The 14,379-nt window shown below is 69.9% G+C and carries 15 protein-coding genes; 5 read left to right on the forward strand and 10 right to left on the reverse strand.

Annotation, left to right across the window (positions count from 1 at the left end; translation table 11 throughout):
* Window positions 1-336 precede the first annotated feature (336 nt).
* The 3 genes from ACIRPK_RS08435 (at window position 337) to ACIRPK_RS08445 (ending at window position 5,078) form a co-directional block, all read left to right on the forward strand.
* Window positions 337-1,650: an extracellular solute-binding protein gene (locus tag ACIRPK_RS08435; RefSeq protein ID WP_403034803.1), complete on the forward strand. Its 1,314-nt coding sequence runs from the start codon at window positions 337-339 to the stop codon at window positions 1,648-1,650.
* 125 nt (window positions 1,651-1,775) lie between these two features.
* A complete protein-coding gene (locus ACIRPK_RS08440) occupies window positions 1,776-2,834 on the forward strand; it encodes an SIS domain-containing protein (RefSeq protein WP_403034805.1) in 1,059 nt (352 codons plus the stop codon).
* A 723-nt stretch (window positions 2,835-3,557) separates the two neighbouring features.
* Window positions 3,558-5,078, forward strand: a complete 1,521-nt coding sequence (locus tag ACIRPK_RS08445; protein WP_403034808.1) for a sensor histidine kinase — start codon at window positions 3,558-3,560, stop codon at window positions 5,076-5,078.
* A 269-nt stretch (window positions 5,079-5,347) separates the two neighbouring features.
* Here ACIRPK_RS08445 and ACIRPK_RS08450 read toward each other — a convergent pair whose 3' ends face one another.
* Both ACIRPK_RS08450 and ACIRPK_RS08455 read right to left on the reverse strand, forming a co-directional pair.
* Window positions 5,348-5,599 carry a WhiB family transcriptional regulator gene (locus ACIRPK_RS08450; protein ID WP_014138019.1) on the reverse strand — a complete coding sequence of 84 codons (252 nt, stop codon included), beginning with the start codon at window positions 5,597-5,599 and terminating at the stop codon, window positions 5,348-5,350.
* A 350-nt stretch (window positions 5,600-5,949) separates the two neighbouring features.
* Window positions 5,950-6,918 carry a diacylglycerol/lipid kinase family protein gene (locus tag ACIRPK_RS08455; RefSeq protein ID WP_403034810.1) on the reverse strand — a complete coding sequence of 323 codons (969 nt, stop codon included), beginning with the start codon at window positions 6,916-6,918 and terminating at the stop codon, window positions 5,950-5,952.
* A gap of 51 nt (window positions 6,919-6,969) precedes the next feature.
* Between ACIRPK_RS08455 and ACIRPK_RS08460 the strand changes: the two genes are divergently transcribed.
* A complete protein-coding gene (locus ACIRPK_RS08460) occupies window positions 6,970-7,386 on the forward strand; it encodes a hypothetical protein (protein WP_403034813.1) in 417 nt (138 codons plus the stop codon).
* 59 nt (window positions 7,387-7,445) lie between these two features.
* Here the strand turns inward: ACIRPK_RS08460 and ACIRPK_RS08465 are convergent, their stop codons facing one another.
* From ACIRPK_RS08465 to sodN, 4 genes are all read right to left on the reverse strand, one after another.
* The gene (locus ACIRPK_RS08465) at window positions 7,446-8,318 is read right to left on the reverse strand and encodes an RNA polymerase sigma factor SigF (protein WP_403035145.1); all 873 of its coding nucleotides are present in this window, start codon (window positions 8,316-8,318) and stop codon (window positions 7,446-7,448) included.
* 274 nt (window positions 8,319-8,592) lie between these two features.
* Complete coding sequence (locus ACIRPK_RS08470; protein ID WP_403034815.1) at window positions 8,593-9,006, reverse strand: anti-sigma regulatory factor; 414 nt, start codon at window positions 9,004-9,006, stop codon at window positions 8,593-8,595.
* Between the two features lie 249 nt (window positions 9,007-9,255).
* Window positions 9,256-9,732, reverse strand: coding sequence for a GNAT family N-acetyltransferase (locus tag ACIRPK_RS08475; RefSeq protein WP_403034817.1), 477 nt, complete (start codon window positions 9,730-9,732; stop codon window positions 9,256-9,258).
* A gap of 105 nt (window positions 9,733-9,837) precedes the next feature.
* On the reverse strand, window positions 9,838-10,233 hold the full coding sequence (gene sodN / locus ACIRPK_RS08480) for a superoxide dismutase, Ni (RefSeq protein WP_403034819.1): 396 nt from the start codon (window positions 10,231-10,233) through the stop codon (window positions 9,838-9,840).
* Window positions 10,234-10,315: 82 nt separating this feature from the next.
* On the opposite strand from sodN, the gene sodX reads away from it, so the two are divergent.
* Window positions 10,316-10,678: a nickel-type superoxide dismutase maturation protease gene (sodX, locus tag ACIRPK_RS08485; protein WP_403034822.1), complete on the forward strand. Its 363-nt coding sequence runs from the start codon at window positions 10,316-10,318 to the stop codon at window positions 10,676-10,678.
* A 7-nt stretch (window positions 10,679-10,685) separates the two neighbouring features.
* Here sodX and ACIRPK_RS08490 read toward each other — a convergent pair whose 3' ends face one another.
* The 4 genes from ACIRPK_RS08490 to ACIRPK_RS08505 form a co-directional block, all read right to left on the reverse strand.
* Window positions 10,686-11,270, reverse strand: a complete 585-nt coding sequence (locus tag ACIRPK_RS08490) for a CGNR zinc finger domain-containing protein (RefSeq protein WP_403034824.1) — start codon at window positions 11,268-11,270, stop codon at window positions 10,686-10,688.
* 117 nt (window positions 11,271-11,387) lie between these two features.
* A complete protein-coding gene (locus tag ACIRPK_RS08495) occupies window positions 11,388-12,140 on the reverse strand; it encodes an amino acid ABC transporter ATP-binding protein (RefSeq protein ID WP_403035148.1) in 753 nt (250 codons plus the stop codon).
* 35 nt (window positions 12,141-12,175) lie between these two features.
* Complete coding sequence (locus tag ACIRPK_RS08500; RefSeq protein WP_403034827.1) at window positions 12,176-13,156, reverse strand: amino acid ABC transporter permease; 981 nt, start codon at window positions 13,154-13,156, stop codon at window positions 12,176-12,178.
* Between the two features lie 34 nt (window positions 13,157-13,190).
* Window positions 13,191-14,120, reverse strand: coding sequence for an ABC transporter substrate-binding protein (locus ACIRPK_RS08505; RefSeq protein WP_403034829.1), 930 nt, complete (start codon window positions 14,118-14,120; stop codon window positions 13,191-13,193).
* Between the last annotated feature and the right edge of the window lie 259 nt (window positions 14,121-14,379).

A 14,379-nucleotide genomic window follows, 5' to 3' on the forward strand; every position in this document is an offset into this window, starting at 1 on the left:
AGGTGGGTTTCCGGGCTTTTCGGGGTTCGCCGGAAGCCTCGGAATCGGTCCCGTCGCAGCTGGGTGACGGTGCGTCAGTTCTGTCATGTCCGGGCATTTCCGGGGCGTTCCGGAATATCGGACGGGAATGACCGTGCTCTCTCAAGGTGGCCTTAAGAGAGCCTTAACGGAACCCTAGGTGTCGGAACGGCGACAGGGCGCACACAACTCACAACAGGTCTACAACGTCCGACACTTGGGCCCCACTAATCGTTGACACCAGCTTTGGTCTAGGCCAGTCTCCAGCAATCCGGTCTAAACCACAGTTCGACCGGACCAAGCAACCGGGAGGATGGCGTGAACCGTCGGCTCATGGCGACGCTCGGCGTCGCGGCACTGCTCGCCAGCACAGCGGCCTGCGGGGGCAGCGCCGGCTCGGGCGCCAAGGGCGGCGGTCCGGGCACCACCGACCCGAAGACGCTCACCGGCTCGGTCACCATCTGGCTGATGAACGAGGCGCAGCAGAACTGGCCCGAACTGGTCCAGCAGGTGAATGACGAGTTCGCCGCGAAGTACCCGAAGGTCGATCTCAAGCTCAGTTACCAGACCTGGGCCGACAAGATCGCCAAACTGGACGCGGCACTGGCCGGCGGCTCGGCACCGGACGTGGTCGAACTCGGTAACACCGAGACCATGAAGTACATCCTGAACGGCTCGCTGGCGACGGTCGACAAGGCCGGATTCGAGAACTCGGACACCTGGATCCAGGGCCTGGAGAACACCTGCAAGTACCAGGAGAAGCTCTACTGCGTGCCGTACTACGCGGGCGCCCGGGTCGGTATCTACAACGCCGCGGCCTTCCAGGAGGCCACCGGCAGCGCCGAGTTCCCGAAGACCGAGGACGAGCTGCGCGCCGCGCTCGACAAGGTGGCGGTCAAGCACAAGGCCGACAAGAGCTACTCCGCGCTCTACCTGCCCGGCCCGTACTGGTACGCCGCGATGTCCTACGTGGCCGCGTACGGCGGCACCGTCGCCCGCTTCGACAGCACCGGCAAGTGGCACGGCGCGCTGCACGACGCCAAGTCCCAGCAGGGCATCCAGCACTTCGTCGACCTGGTGAAGACCTACAACAAGGGCGACCTGGCGGTGAACGAGCTCAACCAGGCCACCGTGCTGGGCCGTTCGAAGACCGCGATGCTCTACGGCAACGGCTGGGAGATCGGCACCGCCACCGCGCCGGTCGGCGGTGACCCCAAGCTCAAGGACTCGCTCAAGGTGGTCGGCATGCCCGGCCCGAACGGGAAGCCGCTGCCGTCCTTCATCGGCGGCTCGGACCTCGCGGTGACCGCCAAGTCGCAGTCCCAGGAGGCGGCCAAGGACTGGATCCGGATGTTCACCAGCGCCAAGTCCCAGCAGGTGCTGGTCGACAAGGACACCCTGCCGAACAACCTGACCCAGCTCAGCCCGCTCAAGTCCAAGCCCGCCACCGCCGCCGCCGCCAACGCGGTGCCGGACGCCTGGTTCACCCCGATCGCCCCCGGCTGGGGCGCGATCGAGAAGCAGAACCTGCTGGTGAACATGCTCAACGACATCCTCAAGGGCAAGACCGTCGACCAGGCCACCCAGGAGACCGACGCCAAGATCGACGAGTTGATCAACAACCCGTCCTGACGCCCCGTCGCGTCCCGCCGGTGCGCCGTCCGCTGCCCGGACGGCGCACCGCGGCGTGCCGTGGGGGACCCGCGCTCGTAGCATCACGGATGGAGAGCGACCGTCCCGAGCGGAGGCACCGTCAGATGACCGACCCGCAGAACCAGCCCGCCCCCGGCCGGATCATGGCGGCGGAGATGGCCGAGCAGCCCGCCGTCCTGCGGCGGATCCTCGACCAGGGCGGCCCGAAGATCCGCGAGGTCGCCGCCGGCATCGCCGCCCGCCGCCCGCGCTTCGTGCTGCTGACCGCGCGCGGCACCTCGGACAACGCGGCGCTCTACGCCAAGTACCTGATCGAGATCCTGCTCGGCAAGCCGGCCGGGCTCACCTCGATGTCCACCACCACCGCGTACGGCGCCCGGCCGGACCTCACCGACGTGCTGGTGGTCACGGTCAGCCAGTCCGGCGGTTCGCCCGACCTGGTGGCCTCCACCAAGGCCGCCCGGGAGGCCGGCGCGATCACCCTGGCGGTCACCAACAACGCCGACTCGCCGCTGGCCGACGTCTCCGAGTTCCACGTCGACCTGCTGGCCGGGCCGGAGAAGGCGCTGCCCGCCACCAAGACCTACACCGCCGAACTGCTGGCCCTCTACCTGCTGGTCGAGGGCCTGCGCGGCGGGGACGGTTCGGCCGCCGAGGTGCTGCCCGAGCTGGCCGAGCAGGTGCTCGGGCGGCAGGCCGAGGTGAAGGCGCTGGCGGAGCGGTACCGGTTCGCCCAGCGGCTGGTGCTCACCTCGCGCGGCTACGGGTACCCGACCGCCCGGGAGGCCGCGCTCAAGCTGATGGAGACCACCTACATCCCGGCCTCGCCGTTCTCCGGCGCGGACCTGCTGCACGGGCCGCTGGCGATGGTGGACAACGTCTCGCCGGTGATCGCGGTGGTGCCGGACGGCAAGGGCGGCGAAGCGCTCCAGCCGGTGCTGGACCGGCTGCGGGGGCGGGGCGCGGACCTGGTGGTGATCGGGCAGCAGGACCAGGTGGACGCGGCCTCCGCGGGCTTCGCGCTGCCGCCCGGGGTCCCCGAGGAGATCCAGCCCGTCCTGGAGATCCTGCCGCTCCAGCAACTCGCCTACGAGGTCGCCATCGCCCGCGGCCAGGACCCGGACGCACCCCGCGCCCTCGCCAAGATCACCGAGACCCACTAGGCAGGTGCTCAGCCCGCTACGGAGTCAGGGGCTCGGGGCTGTGCTGTTGTGCGGCTCCGCCGCGTGGGCGACTCCGACTTTTTGCAGGTGGCTCGGCATCTACGGTCAGGGGCTCGGGGAACTGCGACGCCGACCTTTGCAAGGTGATCGTCGCGTAGGTGGTCAGGGACTTTCGCGGTGACCCGAGCGCCAGATCTCCTCGCAGTTCCCCGAGCCCCTGGGTAGTCGACCGCTGAGCGCCTGCAAACAGCGCAGCCCCGAGCCCCTGGGTAGTGGACCGTTGAGCGCCTGCCTACAGCGCAGCCCCGAGCCCCTGGGTAGTCGACCGCTGGGCGCCTGCCTGGCAGCGCAGCCCGGAGCCCCTGGGTAGTCGACCGCTGGGCGCCTGCCTGGCAGTGCGACCTCGGGAGCTGCGGAGAGCTGAGCGCGGCGGGAAAGCACTACGGGCCACGGCGCCGACACAGGACCCTCAACCTGTGCGGCACCGCAGCCCGGAGCTGTCGTCGGGCGCCTCTACCGGCCGTCGGCTGTGCGGGGCCAACGGGGTGTGGGGCGTCCGACCGAGGAGCTGCCTCGCGCGGTCAGGGCAGTTGCGCGGGGGGCGGCTCCTTGGTGCTCCTTCATTGTGGACTAGACCAATCCGGCTTGTCCAGAGAGCTCCCGCGATTGGTCTGGTCCACAGTGGAGAAGCCGCCCGGGGCCCGCTGCGGATACCCTCGCCCTGTGCCCTCGCTGAACGAACTCGTCCGCCGCCACACCACCCTGACCGGTGCCGATGTGGAGTGGCTGCACATGCTGGTCTCGGAGTGGCAGCTGCTCTCCGACCTGTCCTTCGCCGACCTGGTGCTGTGGATTCCCACCTGGGACGGCATCCGGTACGTGTCGGTGGCCCAGATGCGGCCCAATACGGGGCCCACGTCGTACCAGGACGACATGGTGGGCCATCTGGTGCCCCGGGGTCGCCGGCCGCTGCTGGACGCCGCCTACGACGAGGGGAGGATCGTCCGGGAGGGCGATCCGGAGTGGCGGGAGGAGGTGCCGGTCCGGGTCGAGTCGATCCCGGTCCGGCGGGAGGGCAAGGTGCTCGGGGTGATCGCCCGGAACACCAATCTGCTCACCGTGCGGACCCCGAGCCGGCTGGAGCTCACGTACCTGCAGAGCGCCTCCGACCTGGCCCAGATGATCGCCGCGGGGACGTTCCCGTACCACGGGGTCGAGCAGACCGACATGGACGCGGCGCCCCGGGTCGGCGACGGCCTGATCAGGCTGGACGCGGAGGGCGTGGTCACCTACGCCAGTCCGAACGCGCTGTCCGCGTACCATCGGATCGGGCTGACCACGGACCTGGTGGGCAGTCACCTGGGGCGCACCACGGCCGAGTTGGCGCCCCCGGCGCGGGCCGCGGTGCACGAGGCGCTGGTCAAGCTGGCCAGTGGCTGGGCGCCCCGGCAGACCGAGGTGGAGGCGCAGGGCGGGGTGGTGACCCTGCGGGCGATCCCGCTGAAGCCCAAGGGGACCTTGACCGGTTCGCTGGTGCTGGCCCGGGACGTCACCGAACTGCGCCGCCGGGACCGCGAGTTGATGACCAAGGACGCGACCATCCGGGAGATCCACCACCGGGTGAAGAACAACCTGCAGACGGTGGCCGCGCTGCTCCGGCTGCAGGCCCGCCGGATGGACTCGGCGGCCGGCCGGGCCGCGCTGGACGAGGCGGTCCGCCGGGTCGGCTCGATCGCGATCGTGCACGAGACGCTCTCGCAGACCCTGGACGAGCAGGTCGCCTTCGACGAGATCGCCGACCGGGTGCTGGCGATGGTGATGGAGCTCTCCCAGGACGGCAAGGTCGCCACCCGGCGGACCGGCAGCTTCGGCATCCTGTCGGCCGAGGTGGCCACCCCGCTGGCGATGGTGCTGACCGAGGTGCTGCAGAACGCCCTGGAGCACGCGTTCGACCCGAAGGACGGCGGCAGCGTCGAGGTCAGCGCCCTGCGCGGGCGGGCGCCCGCGACCGGGACCGGCTGGTCCGAGAGCTGGAACGGTGGCGCCAAGCCGGAGGAGTACCTGCTGATCACGGTGCAGGACGACGGCCGGGGCATGCCCGAGGGCTTCGACCCGCAGACGGCGGGCAACCTGGGGCTGCAGATCGTCCGGACCCTGGCCACCAACGAGCTCGGCGGCAGCTTCGACATGGTGGCCAACCCGGAGGGCGGCACCAAGGTGGTCCTGGAGATCCCCGTCCCGTAGGCGCGGGAGGAAAGCAACGAGGCCCTGTCGACCGGGGGGGTGGGTCGACAGGGCCTCTCAACCCGTTCCGGCCGTCGGGGGGAGTCGGCCGGAACGGGGGCTCTATGGTGTCGCTCGACGCTCGCCCCACGTGCTTGCACACGGTGAGCGTCACAGCTCCACGGTATTGCTCTCAGTGAACACTAGCAAGTGTCCGTGCCGTGGAAGGCTCGGCCGAAGGTGCGGCCAAGCCCTTGATCATGTGTTGATCAGGCGGTGCTGACGGAATGTCAGGCGGTGCGGGCCCGGTTGCGGGCGGCGCGGCGCTTCATCGCACGACGCTCGTCCTCGCTCATGCCGCCCCAGACGCCGGCGTCCTGGCCGGTCTCCAGTGCCCATTGCAGGCACTGCTCCATGACGGGGCAGCGGCGGCACACGGCCTTGGCTTCCTCGATCTGCAGCAGAGCAGGACCGGTGTTCCCGATCGGGAAGAACAGCTCCGGGTCCTCTTCGCGACAGACAGCGCGGTGGCGCCAGTCCATGTTCGTCCAACTCCTCCGGTCGGCGGGCTGTGGCCCGGTCGACGCAATCGTGGTGGCTTGTGAATGTGAACGCTTTCACGAATCCCGCAACAGCAAAAGGGACCAAAGGCCCATGAGGCCCGGGTGGTCTGTGCAGAAGTGGGGTTCGGGCGGATCAAGGGAACTGTCGCGGTATGTCCCGCTGCGACGTGTCCCGATCGCCATGTAGAGGTTCGCAAACCTCGGGCTCGGATACAACCCCCTTCGGCGAGGAATTTTTGATTCTTCGGTGTCGCCTAGCTCACAGCCCGTACTTCTATGGGGTGAAGGGGGCTTGTGCGTTCGAGAAGAAGGGCGGGGGGCCCTTCTGGTCACACAATCACACGCAGTGCCCGCCGAACGCCTGTGAAACTGACGCGACTCCTGTCTCCAAGGTGGTCCCCGTCGACCTGAAACGGGGCCGGTTCCTGTGAAACCAAGGTGAAGTGTCGGACGTCGTGATAGGAGACGAGGTGTTTGCCCGTAGGGCCGACCGGCCCTGTGGCGCCGTCCGCAGGCGTGTGCGAGCGCAGAATCTGACGCACCGTTCGAGCCGTGCCGAACGCGGTCATTCGAGTGATGCCGAAGATGTCGAGGTCGCTGTCGAAGGATGCGGATGGGGACGGAAAGACCGGCCGGTTGCCCAGAAAGGTCCACGGCGAGGTGTTGGAGACTATCGCCAGCACCAAGCCCGGCACGGATTCCTGGCCGTTCAGCTCCAGCCTGATGGGGCCGTTTCTGCGGTGCTCACGCTCTGTAACGTAGTGCCGCAGGGCCTGGCCGACGTAGAGCCCGTGGGTGGACTTCCGTCCGGCCCGCCGTTGGGCCTCCACCCGGCCGACCACGCCCGCGTCGAAGCCCAGGCCGGCCGTGAAGGTGAACCAGCGGTCCGGCAGGCCCTCGGTCATCGCCTTGCCCAGGCTGACCGCCCGCTCACGCCGGTGCTCCAGGGCGTCCAGGAGTGCGCCGGTCGCCTCCACCGGGTCGTTCGGCAGGCCGAGCGTGCGGGCGAACACGTTGGTCGAGCCGCCGGGGACGATGGCCAGCCGGGGCACCCGGTCGGACGGGCCGTGTGTGAGCAGCCCGTTGACGATCTCGTTCACCGTGCCGTCGCCGCCGAGCGAGACCACCAGGTCGAGCCCGCGCTCGGCCGCCTCCCGGGCCAGGTCACGGGCGTGGCCGCGGTACTCGGTGTGCGCGACCTCCAGCGCCAGGTCGCTGCGCAGGGCGTGGGTCAGCACGTCGCGGGTGCGTCCACTCGTGGTGGTCGCCTTCGGGTTCACGACCAGGAGAGCGCGCATGGCGCTCAGCCTACGGGTCGGTGATCCAAGCGCGGCGGCTACCCTGCTGGAGTGACCGCTGAATCCATCACCCCAAGCCCCGCCCGGCCCACCGCGCTGCTCGTCGGCGCCGCGATCACCGCGCTGCAGGGCGCGGCGCTGGCCGGCTGGGGGCTCTACGACATCGTGGCCGGCTTCCTCTGGGACGCACCGGCGCAGGGCCGCAGCGAGCTCGGCGGCGTCATTCTGCTGCTGATGGGGGCGCTTCCGATCCTGGCGGGGCGCGCGCTGCTGAAAGGGCGCCGGTGGGGGCGCAGCCCGGCGGTGCTGACCAACTCGATCTGCCTGCCGGTGGCCTACTACATGTGGCAGAACGGCGGCGCGATGCAGGTCGCCGGGGTGGCCGTCGGGCTGCTCGGCCTGGTCGGGATCGGCTCGCTGCTGAACCCGAAGGTGACCGAGGTGCTCTACGCGCCGACCGCCGACTGACGCACGACACAGCACGGCCCGGCACCCCGTCTCGACGGGGTGCCGGGCCGTGGTCGTTCCTACTCCTCGACCAGCAGCTTCTCGCGGAGCTGGGCCAGCGTCCTGGCCAGCAGCCGGGAGACGTGCATCTGGGAGATCCCCACCTCGGCCGCGATCTGCGACTGGGTCATGTTCCGGAAGAACCGCAGCACCAGGATCTTCTGCTCCCGGGGCGGGAGTTGGGCCAGCAGCGGCTTGAGCGACTCCCGGTACTCGACGCCCTCCAGGGCCTCGTCGGTGGCGCCCAGGGTGTCCGCCACGGCGGGCGACTCGTCGTCGCTGTCCGGGACGTCCAGCGAGAGGGTGGAGTAGGCGTTGGCCGACTCCAGACCCTCCAGCACGTCCTCCTCGGAGATCCCGAGGTGCTCGGCCAGCTCGTGCACGGTGGGGGAGCGGCCGTGCCGCTGGGACAGCTCGCTGGTCGCCGTGGTGAGCGAGAGCCGCAGCTCCTGGAGGCGGCGGGGCACCCGGACCGCCCAGCCCTTGTCCCGGAAGTGGCGCTTGATCTCGCCGACGATGGTCGGGGTGGCGTAGGTGGAGAACTCCACCCCGCGCTCGTGGTCGAAGCGGTCCACCGACTTGATCAGGCCGATGGTGGCGACCTGGGTCAGGTCGTCCAGCGGCTCACCGCGGTTGCGGAACCGCCGGGCCAGGTGCTCGACCAGCGGGATGTGCATCCGGACCAGCTGGTTGCGCAGCTCGAACCGCTCCGGCGAACCCTCCGGCAGCCCGGCCAGATTGACGAACAGCGCCCGGGCGGCCTCCCGGTCCGGCGCGCCGGAGCGGTGCACCTGGACGGGGACCGCCGGGCGCACCTCCTCGGCACCGGCCGCAGCGGGTGGCTGCTCCGGCGTCGGCGACGGATCGGTCGGCGGATCGGTCGGCTGGCTCATCCGATGGGTGTCCTTCGGGTGCACGTCGGCGGTGGCGGTTCGGGCGGGCTGCGGGGGGACGCCACTCACCTGGGGCGGCAGCGTCACGTCGGCGGTGGCGATGGCCGGGCTTCCGGCAAGGCCTGTGCGGTCGAGATCACTCACGGCGGTCACCCGTTCCGTTCCGGGAGCACTTCACATGGGGTGTACCGCGGTGCGGTACGGGGGAGCCGTACGCGCGGCACGTGGGGTGCCGGGCGTACGGCTTCGCGGGTGGGCCTCACACCGGCGGCTGTCACACCGCTGCCGGTGCTCCGCCGCGCTTCTTGTGCAGACTGATGCTCACCGTCTTGTCGGCGGCCACCGAGGACTCCACCTCGCCGGCCAGCGCGGAGAGCACCGTCCAGGCGAAGGTGTCCCGCTCGGGGGCCCGGCCGTCCGTGGTGGGGGCCGCGACGGTGACCCGCAGCGAGTCGCCCACCAGCCGGAATTCGCAGCTCAGCACGGAGCCCGGGACCGCCTGCTGGAGCAGGATGGCGCAGGCCTCGTCCACCGCGATCCGAAGGTCCTCGATCTCGTCCAGGGTGAAGTCCAACCGGGCCGCGAGACCGGCGGTCGCCGTCCGCAGCACCGAGAGGTACGCCCCTGCCGCGGGCAGCCGGACTTCGACGAAGTCCTTCACTCCGGGATCGCCGTCGATCTGGGACACCCTCACCTCCTGCGTGACGCAAGGTGCTTGCGGCTCGGGAGCCGCGGCACTTCCTGTTGCTCGGTTCAACTGCTTCGCCCCAACTGTCCAGAGGGGTGGTGCGGTACGTACCGGTCATACCCACACCGGAGAGGTCGGAACGCCGCGCATCCGCCCGTGACGTTACCGCTATCCACCGACGCTTGTCGCGATCCGGGACCGTCGTCACGGGAACGAGCTAACCTGTTCGAACTCCGGCGGGCGGTGCGGCTACTCGGAGCCGAGCGCGGCCAGTGCCCCGTCGGTCAGCCGGTAGACCGACCAGCCGTCCATCGGGACGGCGCCGAGCGAGCGGTAGAAGCCGATCGAGGGCTCGTTCCAGTCCAGCACGGACCACTCCAGCCGGGAGTAGCCGTTGCGCACGCAGATCCTGGCCAGCTCGGTCAGCAGGGCCTTGCCGTGGCCACCGCCGCGCGCGCTCGGGCGGACGTAGAGGTCCTCCAGGTACACCCCGTGGGTGCCGCGCCAGGTGGAGAAGTTCCGGAACCAGAGCGCGAAGCCGACCGCCTCGCCGCTCTCGTCGTCCTCGGCGATCAGGCCGAAGACGGCCGGGGCGGCCCCGAACAGCGCCTCGGTCAACTGTTCCGTGGTGGCGACGGCCTCCTGCGGGGCCTTCTCGTAGTCGGCCAGCTCGCGGATCAGGTCGAGGATCAGGGGGACGTCGGTGGCTGCGGCGGTGCGGATCATACGGGCGAGCCTACTCGGGGCCCGACCGGGAGCGGAAAGGCGATTTCTCACACGCGTGCCCGGCCGCTCGGGGAGCGGCCGGGCACAGGAGCGTGGGCTCCGGGATCAGGCAGCGGCCTTCTTGGTCTCCCAGAAGATGCTGTCGATCTCGGCGATCAGGTCCAGCAGGGCCTGGCCGGTGGCCGGGTCGGTGGACGCCTTGGCGGCCGAGGCCGCCTTGCCCGCGTTGTTGAACAGCTCGTGCAGCTGCGGGTACTTCTCGAAGTGCGGGGCCTTGAAGTAGTCGGTGTGCAGCACCGAGAGGTGGTGCTTGACCAGCTCGGCCCGCTCCTCCTTGATGACGATGGCCCGGGCCCGGAAGACCGGGTCCTCGTTGGCCTGGTACTTCTCCTGAGTGGCCTTCACCGACTCGGCCTCGATGCGGGCCTGGGCCGGGTCGTACACGCCGCAGGGCAGGTCGCAGTGGGCGTGCGCGGTGACGCGCGAAGCAAACAGACGCATGGGAGTCCTTCCTTAGATCGTCTTCCCGCGCCTGAGATTACCCTCAGAGGGTTGGTTTGGGTGTGCGGAGGGGGGAGTCGGGGTGACGGGGCGACAGCAGGGCGGTGGCCTGGTCCCGTTCGGGGTGGTCGCGGTGGCCGGACCCTCGATGCGGCCGCGGCTGCGCGACGGCGACCTGGTACTGGTCCGGTACGGGGCCCGGCTGCGGCCGGAGGCGGTGGCGCTGTTCCGGCACCCCCGCCGGCCGGAGCTGCTGGTGCTCAAACGGGCGGCGGAGCGGCGGCCGGACGGGTGGTGGATGCTCTCCGACAACCAGGGCGTGCGCAGCGACAGCCGCGAGTACGGGCCGGTGGCCGAGGAGTTGGTGCTCGGGCGGGTGGTCGCCCGGCTGTGGCCCCGGCCGGGCCGGCCCGGCCGGTACCGGCCGGTCGATCTGGACCTCTGACGCCCGGTCAGGCCGCGGTGCCCGCCCGGCGGGCCTCCTCGCGCTTGCGGGCGCGGTACGCCGCCACGTTGGCGCGGGTGGCGCAGCGGTCGGAGCAGTACCGGCGGGAGCGGTTGGTGGAGGTGTCCAGGTAGGCGTTCCGGCAGGGCGCGGCCTGGCAGATGCCGAGCCGGTCGGCGCCCAGCTCGGTGAGGTGGATGGCCAGGCCCATGCAGGCCACCGCGGTGAAGTTGGCGGCGGCGGTGGGGGCGTTGTCGGCCAGGTGCAGGTGCCAGCGCGGCCGCCCGGCGTCGTCCAGGTAGTCGTGCCCGGAGACCAGCGGGCTGACCGGGTACTCGATCATCAGGCTGTTCAGCAGGTCGACCCCGCGCACCTCGTCGCCCTCGGCGGCGGCCTCGAAGACCCCGCGCAGCCTGGTCCTGACCGCCCGCAGCCGGGGCAGGTCGGCCTCGTCGGCCAGCCCGGCGGCCCGCGACGAGGGCCCGAACAGCGCCCGCACCGCCTCGACCGAGGTGAGCGCGTCGGTGCCCCGCTCGGGCTCCTCGCTGTTCACCAGCCGAACGGCGAAGTTGGCGTACGCGGCGAGCTCCACGAGGGGTCCTTCCAGGGGCGGTAACGGCTGAGCTGCCCCCAGGGTATTACCTCCGGCGGGAACGCGGCAGGCGCCCGGCGATCCGGGGATCGCACGGGCGCCTGGGCGCGGTCCGGCTCAGAGCACCTTGGAGAGGAAGGCCCTGGTCCGCTCGTGCTGCGGGTTGGTGAGCACCTCGCGCGGGTGGCCGGACTCGACCACCACGCCGCCGTCCATGAAGACCAGCGCGTCGCCGACCTCGCGGGCGAAGCCCATCTCGTGGGTCACCACGATCATGGTCATGCCCTCCCTGGCCAGGTCGCGCATGACGTCGAGGACGTCGCCGACCAGCTCCGGGTCGAGCGCCGAGGTGGGCTCGTCGAAGAGCATCAGCTTGGGCTTCATGGCGAGCGCCCGGGCGATCGCCACCCGCTGCTGCTGGCCGCCGGAGAGCTGGGACGGGTAGTTGTCGGCCTTGTCGGCCAGGCCCACCCGCTCCAGCAGGGTCATCGCCCGCTGCTTCGCCTCGTTCCTGCCCTCGCCCTTGACCTGGACCGGTGCCTCGATGATGTTCTGCAGCGCCGTCATGTGCGGGAAGAGGTTGAAGCGCTGGAACACCATGCCGATGTCCTGGCGCTTGACCGCGACCTCGCGGTCCTTCAGCTCGTAGAGCCGGTCGCCCTTCTGGCGGTAGCCGACGAGCTCGCCGTCCACCGACAGGAAGCCACCGTTGATCTTCTCCAGGTGGTTGATGCAGCGCAGGAAGGTGGACTTGCCGGAGCCGGACGGACCGATCAGGCAGAACACCTCGCCCTGCCTGACCTCCAGGTCGATGCCCTTGAGCACCTCGACCTGCCCGTACGACTTCCGGACGCCCTCGGCCTTGACCATCGGGTGCCCGGGCCGGTCCTGCTTGGTCAGCTCGGTCATGAGAAGTTACCTCCGCCGTGCACCCCGGGGTTGACCACCGGCGCGGCCGGCGGGGTGTGTCGGCCCTGGAACAGTGCCCTTATCCGCTGCAGCGGGGTCGGTGGCAGGGCCCGGTTGCTGCCCCGCGCGTAGTACCGCTCCACGTAGTACTGACCGATGGTCAGCACCGAGGTCAGGAAGAGGTACCAGAGGCTGACGGTGATCAGCAGCGGGATGGTCTCGAAGGTCCGCGAGTAGATGTTCTGGCCGGCCCGGAAGAGCTCCTCCAGCGCGATCACCGAGACCAGCGAGGTGGTCTTGAGCATCGAGATGGTCTCGTTGCCGGTCGGCGGGATGATCACCCGCATCGCCTGCGGCAGCACGATCCGGCGCATGGTGGTGAACCGGCTCATGCCCAGCGCGTGCGAGGCCTCGGACTGGCCCTCGTCCACCGACTGGATGCCGCCGCGGACGATCTCCGCCATGTAGGCGGCCTCGTTCAGGCCGAGCCCGAGCAGGGCGGCGGTGAAGACCGGGATCAGCGTGTTGGTCGACTCGGACCAGAACTCGGGGCCGAACGGGATGCCGATCGACAGGGTCGGCCAGAGCGCGCCGAGGAAGTTCCAGAACACCAGCTGGACCAGCACCGGGGTGCCCCGGAAGATCCAGATGTAGAGCCAGGCGACGCCGGAGAGCAGCGGGTTCGGCGAGAGCCGCATGACGGCCAGCAGCACGCCGCCGACCAGGCCCATCAGCATGGAGAGCGCGGTCAGCTCCAGGGTCACGACCAGGCCGTGCAGGATGCTGGAGTCGAACAGGTACTTGCCGACGACAGTCCATTGGAAAGCAGGGTTGAATTTCAGGGCGTGGAGCAGCATCGCCAGGAGTACCAGGATGACGACTGCTCCGGCCCAGCGTCCGGGGTGGCGGACCGGCACGGCCTTGATGTTCTCGGGCCGTGCCGGCTGCTTCGCCACCCCCTGGTCGGGAGAGTTCACAGGGGACCTTCGGGGAGTGAGGTCTGACGACAGGTCAGCTGGTGGCGCCGTTGATCACGGACTTGTCGACCGCACCGGCGTCGACGCCCCACTTCGACAGGATCGACTTGTAGGTGCCGTCCGCGATCAGGGCCTGGATCGCGCCCTGCACGGCCTTGGTGAGGTCCGAGCCCTTCGCCACCACGACGCCGTACGGCGCGCTGTCGGTGGTGCCGCCGAGCTTCTCCAGCTGGCCGTTGGTCTGCTTGATCGCGTAGTCGATGACCGGCGAGTCGGCCATCATGACCTGGTCGCGGCCGGAGACCAGCGCGGTGGTCACGTCGGTCTGCAGGTCGAACTTGTCGCCGTCGTTCGGGACGGTGGCCTTGCCCGCCTTGCTGCAGGCCGGGTTGATGGTGTCCTTGATCGCGTCGGCCTGGGTGGTGCCGGTCTGGACGGCGATCTTCTTGCCGCACAGGTCGTCGGCGCTGACCTTCTCCGGGTTGCCCTTCTTCACGGCGGACGAGGTGCCCGCGGTGAAGTAGGTGACCATGTCGACGGTCTGCTCGCGCTCCTTGGTGTCCGTGAACGAGCTCATGCCGAGCTGGAACTTCTTCGCGGAGATGCCCGGGATGATCGCGGTGAACGGGGAGTTCTCCACGGTCGCGGTCAGGCCGAGCTTCTGCGCGATGGCGTTGGCCAGGTCGACGTCCATGCCGACGATGTTGCCCTTGTCGTCCTTGAACTCGTTCGGCGCGTAGGACGCGTCGACCGCGACCACCAGCTTGCCGGAGGACTTCACGTCGGCCGGGACGAGCGCGGCCAGGGCGGCGTCGGCGGTGACGGCCTTGACGGATCCACTCGGGCTCGCGGCGCCGCTCGGCGAGGAGCTGCCACTGCTGCCACAGGCGGTGAGCAGCAGCGAACCGGTCGCGAGGACGGCGCCGGCGGCGAAGAGGCGGGTGCGCGGGTTACGGACGGTCATGGGGGGAGTCTCCTCCTGTGGGAGAGGCTGGGCGGAGCGCGCCGCGGGGGCGGCGTACGGGTGCCGGGGCTTGTCGCCACCCTCCGCCGAGGTGGGCTGAAGCGATCCGAGTTGGTGGGAATCCTGCCATCAGGGGTCAGGGATCGGGTCACTATTCAGATCAAAATCGGATAACGAGGGGTCAGAGTGTCCGCTATCCGGACCAATCCCGTGCCCCTGTCACTCCGTGTATAAGTATGCAGACCAATCGACCGCAACC

The sequence above is a fragment of the Kitasatospora sp. NPDC101801 genome (genome assembly GCF_044766665.1).
GTDB lineage: Bacteria > Actinomycetota > Actinomycetes > Streptomycetales > Streptomycetaceae > Kitasatospora.

Bases quoted from the DNA above. Each gene is read 5' to 3' on its own strand.
- ACIRPK_RS08440 (WP_403034805.1), top strand. From the start codon at position 1,776: ATGACCGACCCGCAGAACCAGCCCGCCCCCGGCCGGATCATGGCGGCG.
- ACIRPK_RS08450 (WP_014138019.1), bottom strand. From the start codon at position 5,599: ATGGACTGGCGCCACCGCGCTGTCTGTCGCGAAGAGGACCCGGAGCTG.
- ACIRPK_RS08455 (WP_403034810.1), bottom strand. From the start codon at position 6,918: ATGCGCGCTCTCCTGGTCGTGAACCCGAAGGCGACCACCACGAGTGGA.
- ACIRPK_RS08465 (WP_403035145.1), bottom strand. From the start codon at position 8,318: ATGAGCCAGCCGACCGATCCGCCGACCGATCCGTCGCCGACGCCGGAG.
- ACIRPK_RS08475 (WP_403034817.1), bottom strand. From the start codon at position 9,732: ATGATCCGCACCGCCGCAGCCACCGACGTCCCCCTGATCCTCGACCTG.
- sodN (WP_403034819.1), bottom strand. From the start codon at position 10,233: ATGCGTCTGTTTGCTTCGCGCGTCACCGCGCACGCCCACTGCGACCTG.
- ACIRPK_RS08495 (WP_403035148.1), bottom strand. From the start codon at position 12,140: ATGGTCAAGGCCGAGGGCGTCCGGAAGTCGTACGGGCAGGTCGAGGTG.
- ACIRPK_RS08505 (WP_403034829.1), bottom strand. From the start codon at position 14,120: ATGACCGTCCGTAACCCGCGCACCCGCCTCTTCGCCGCCGGCGCCGTC.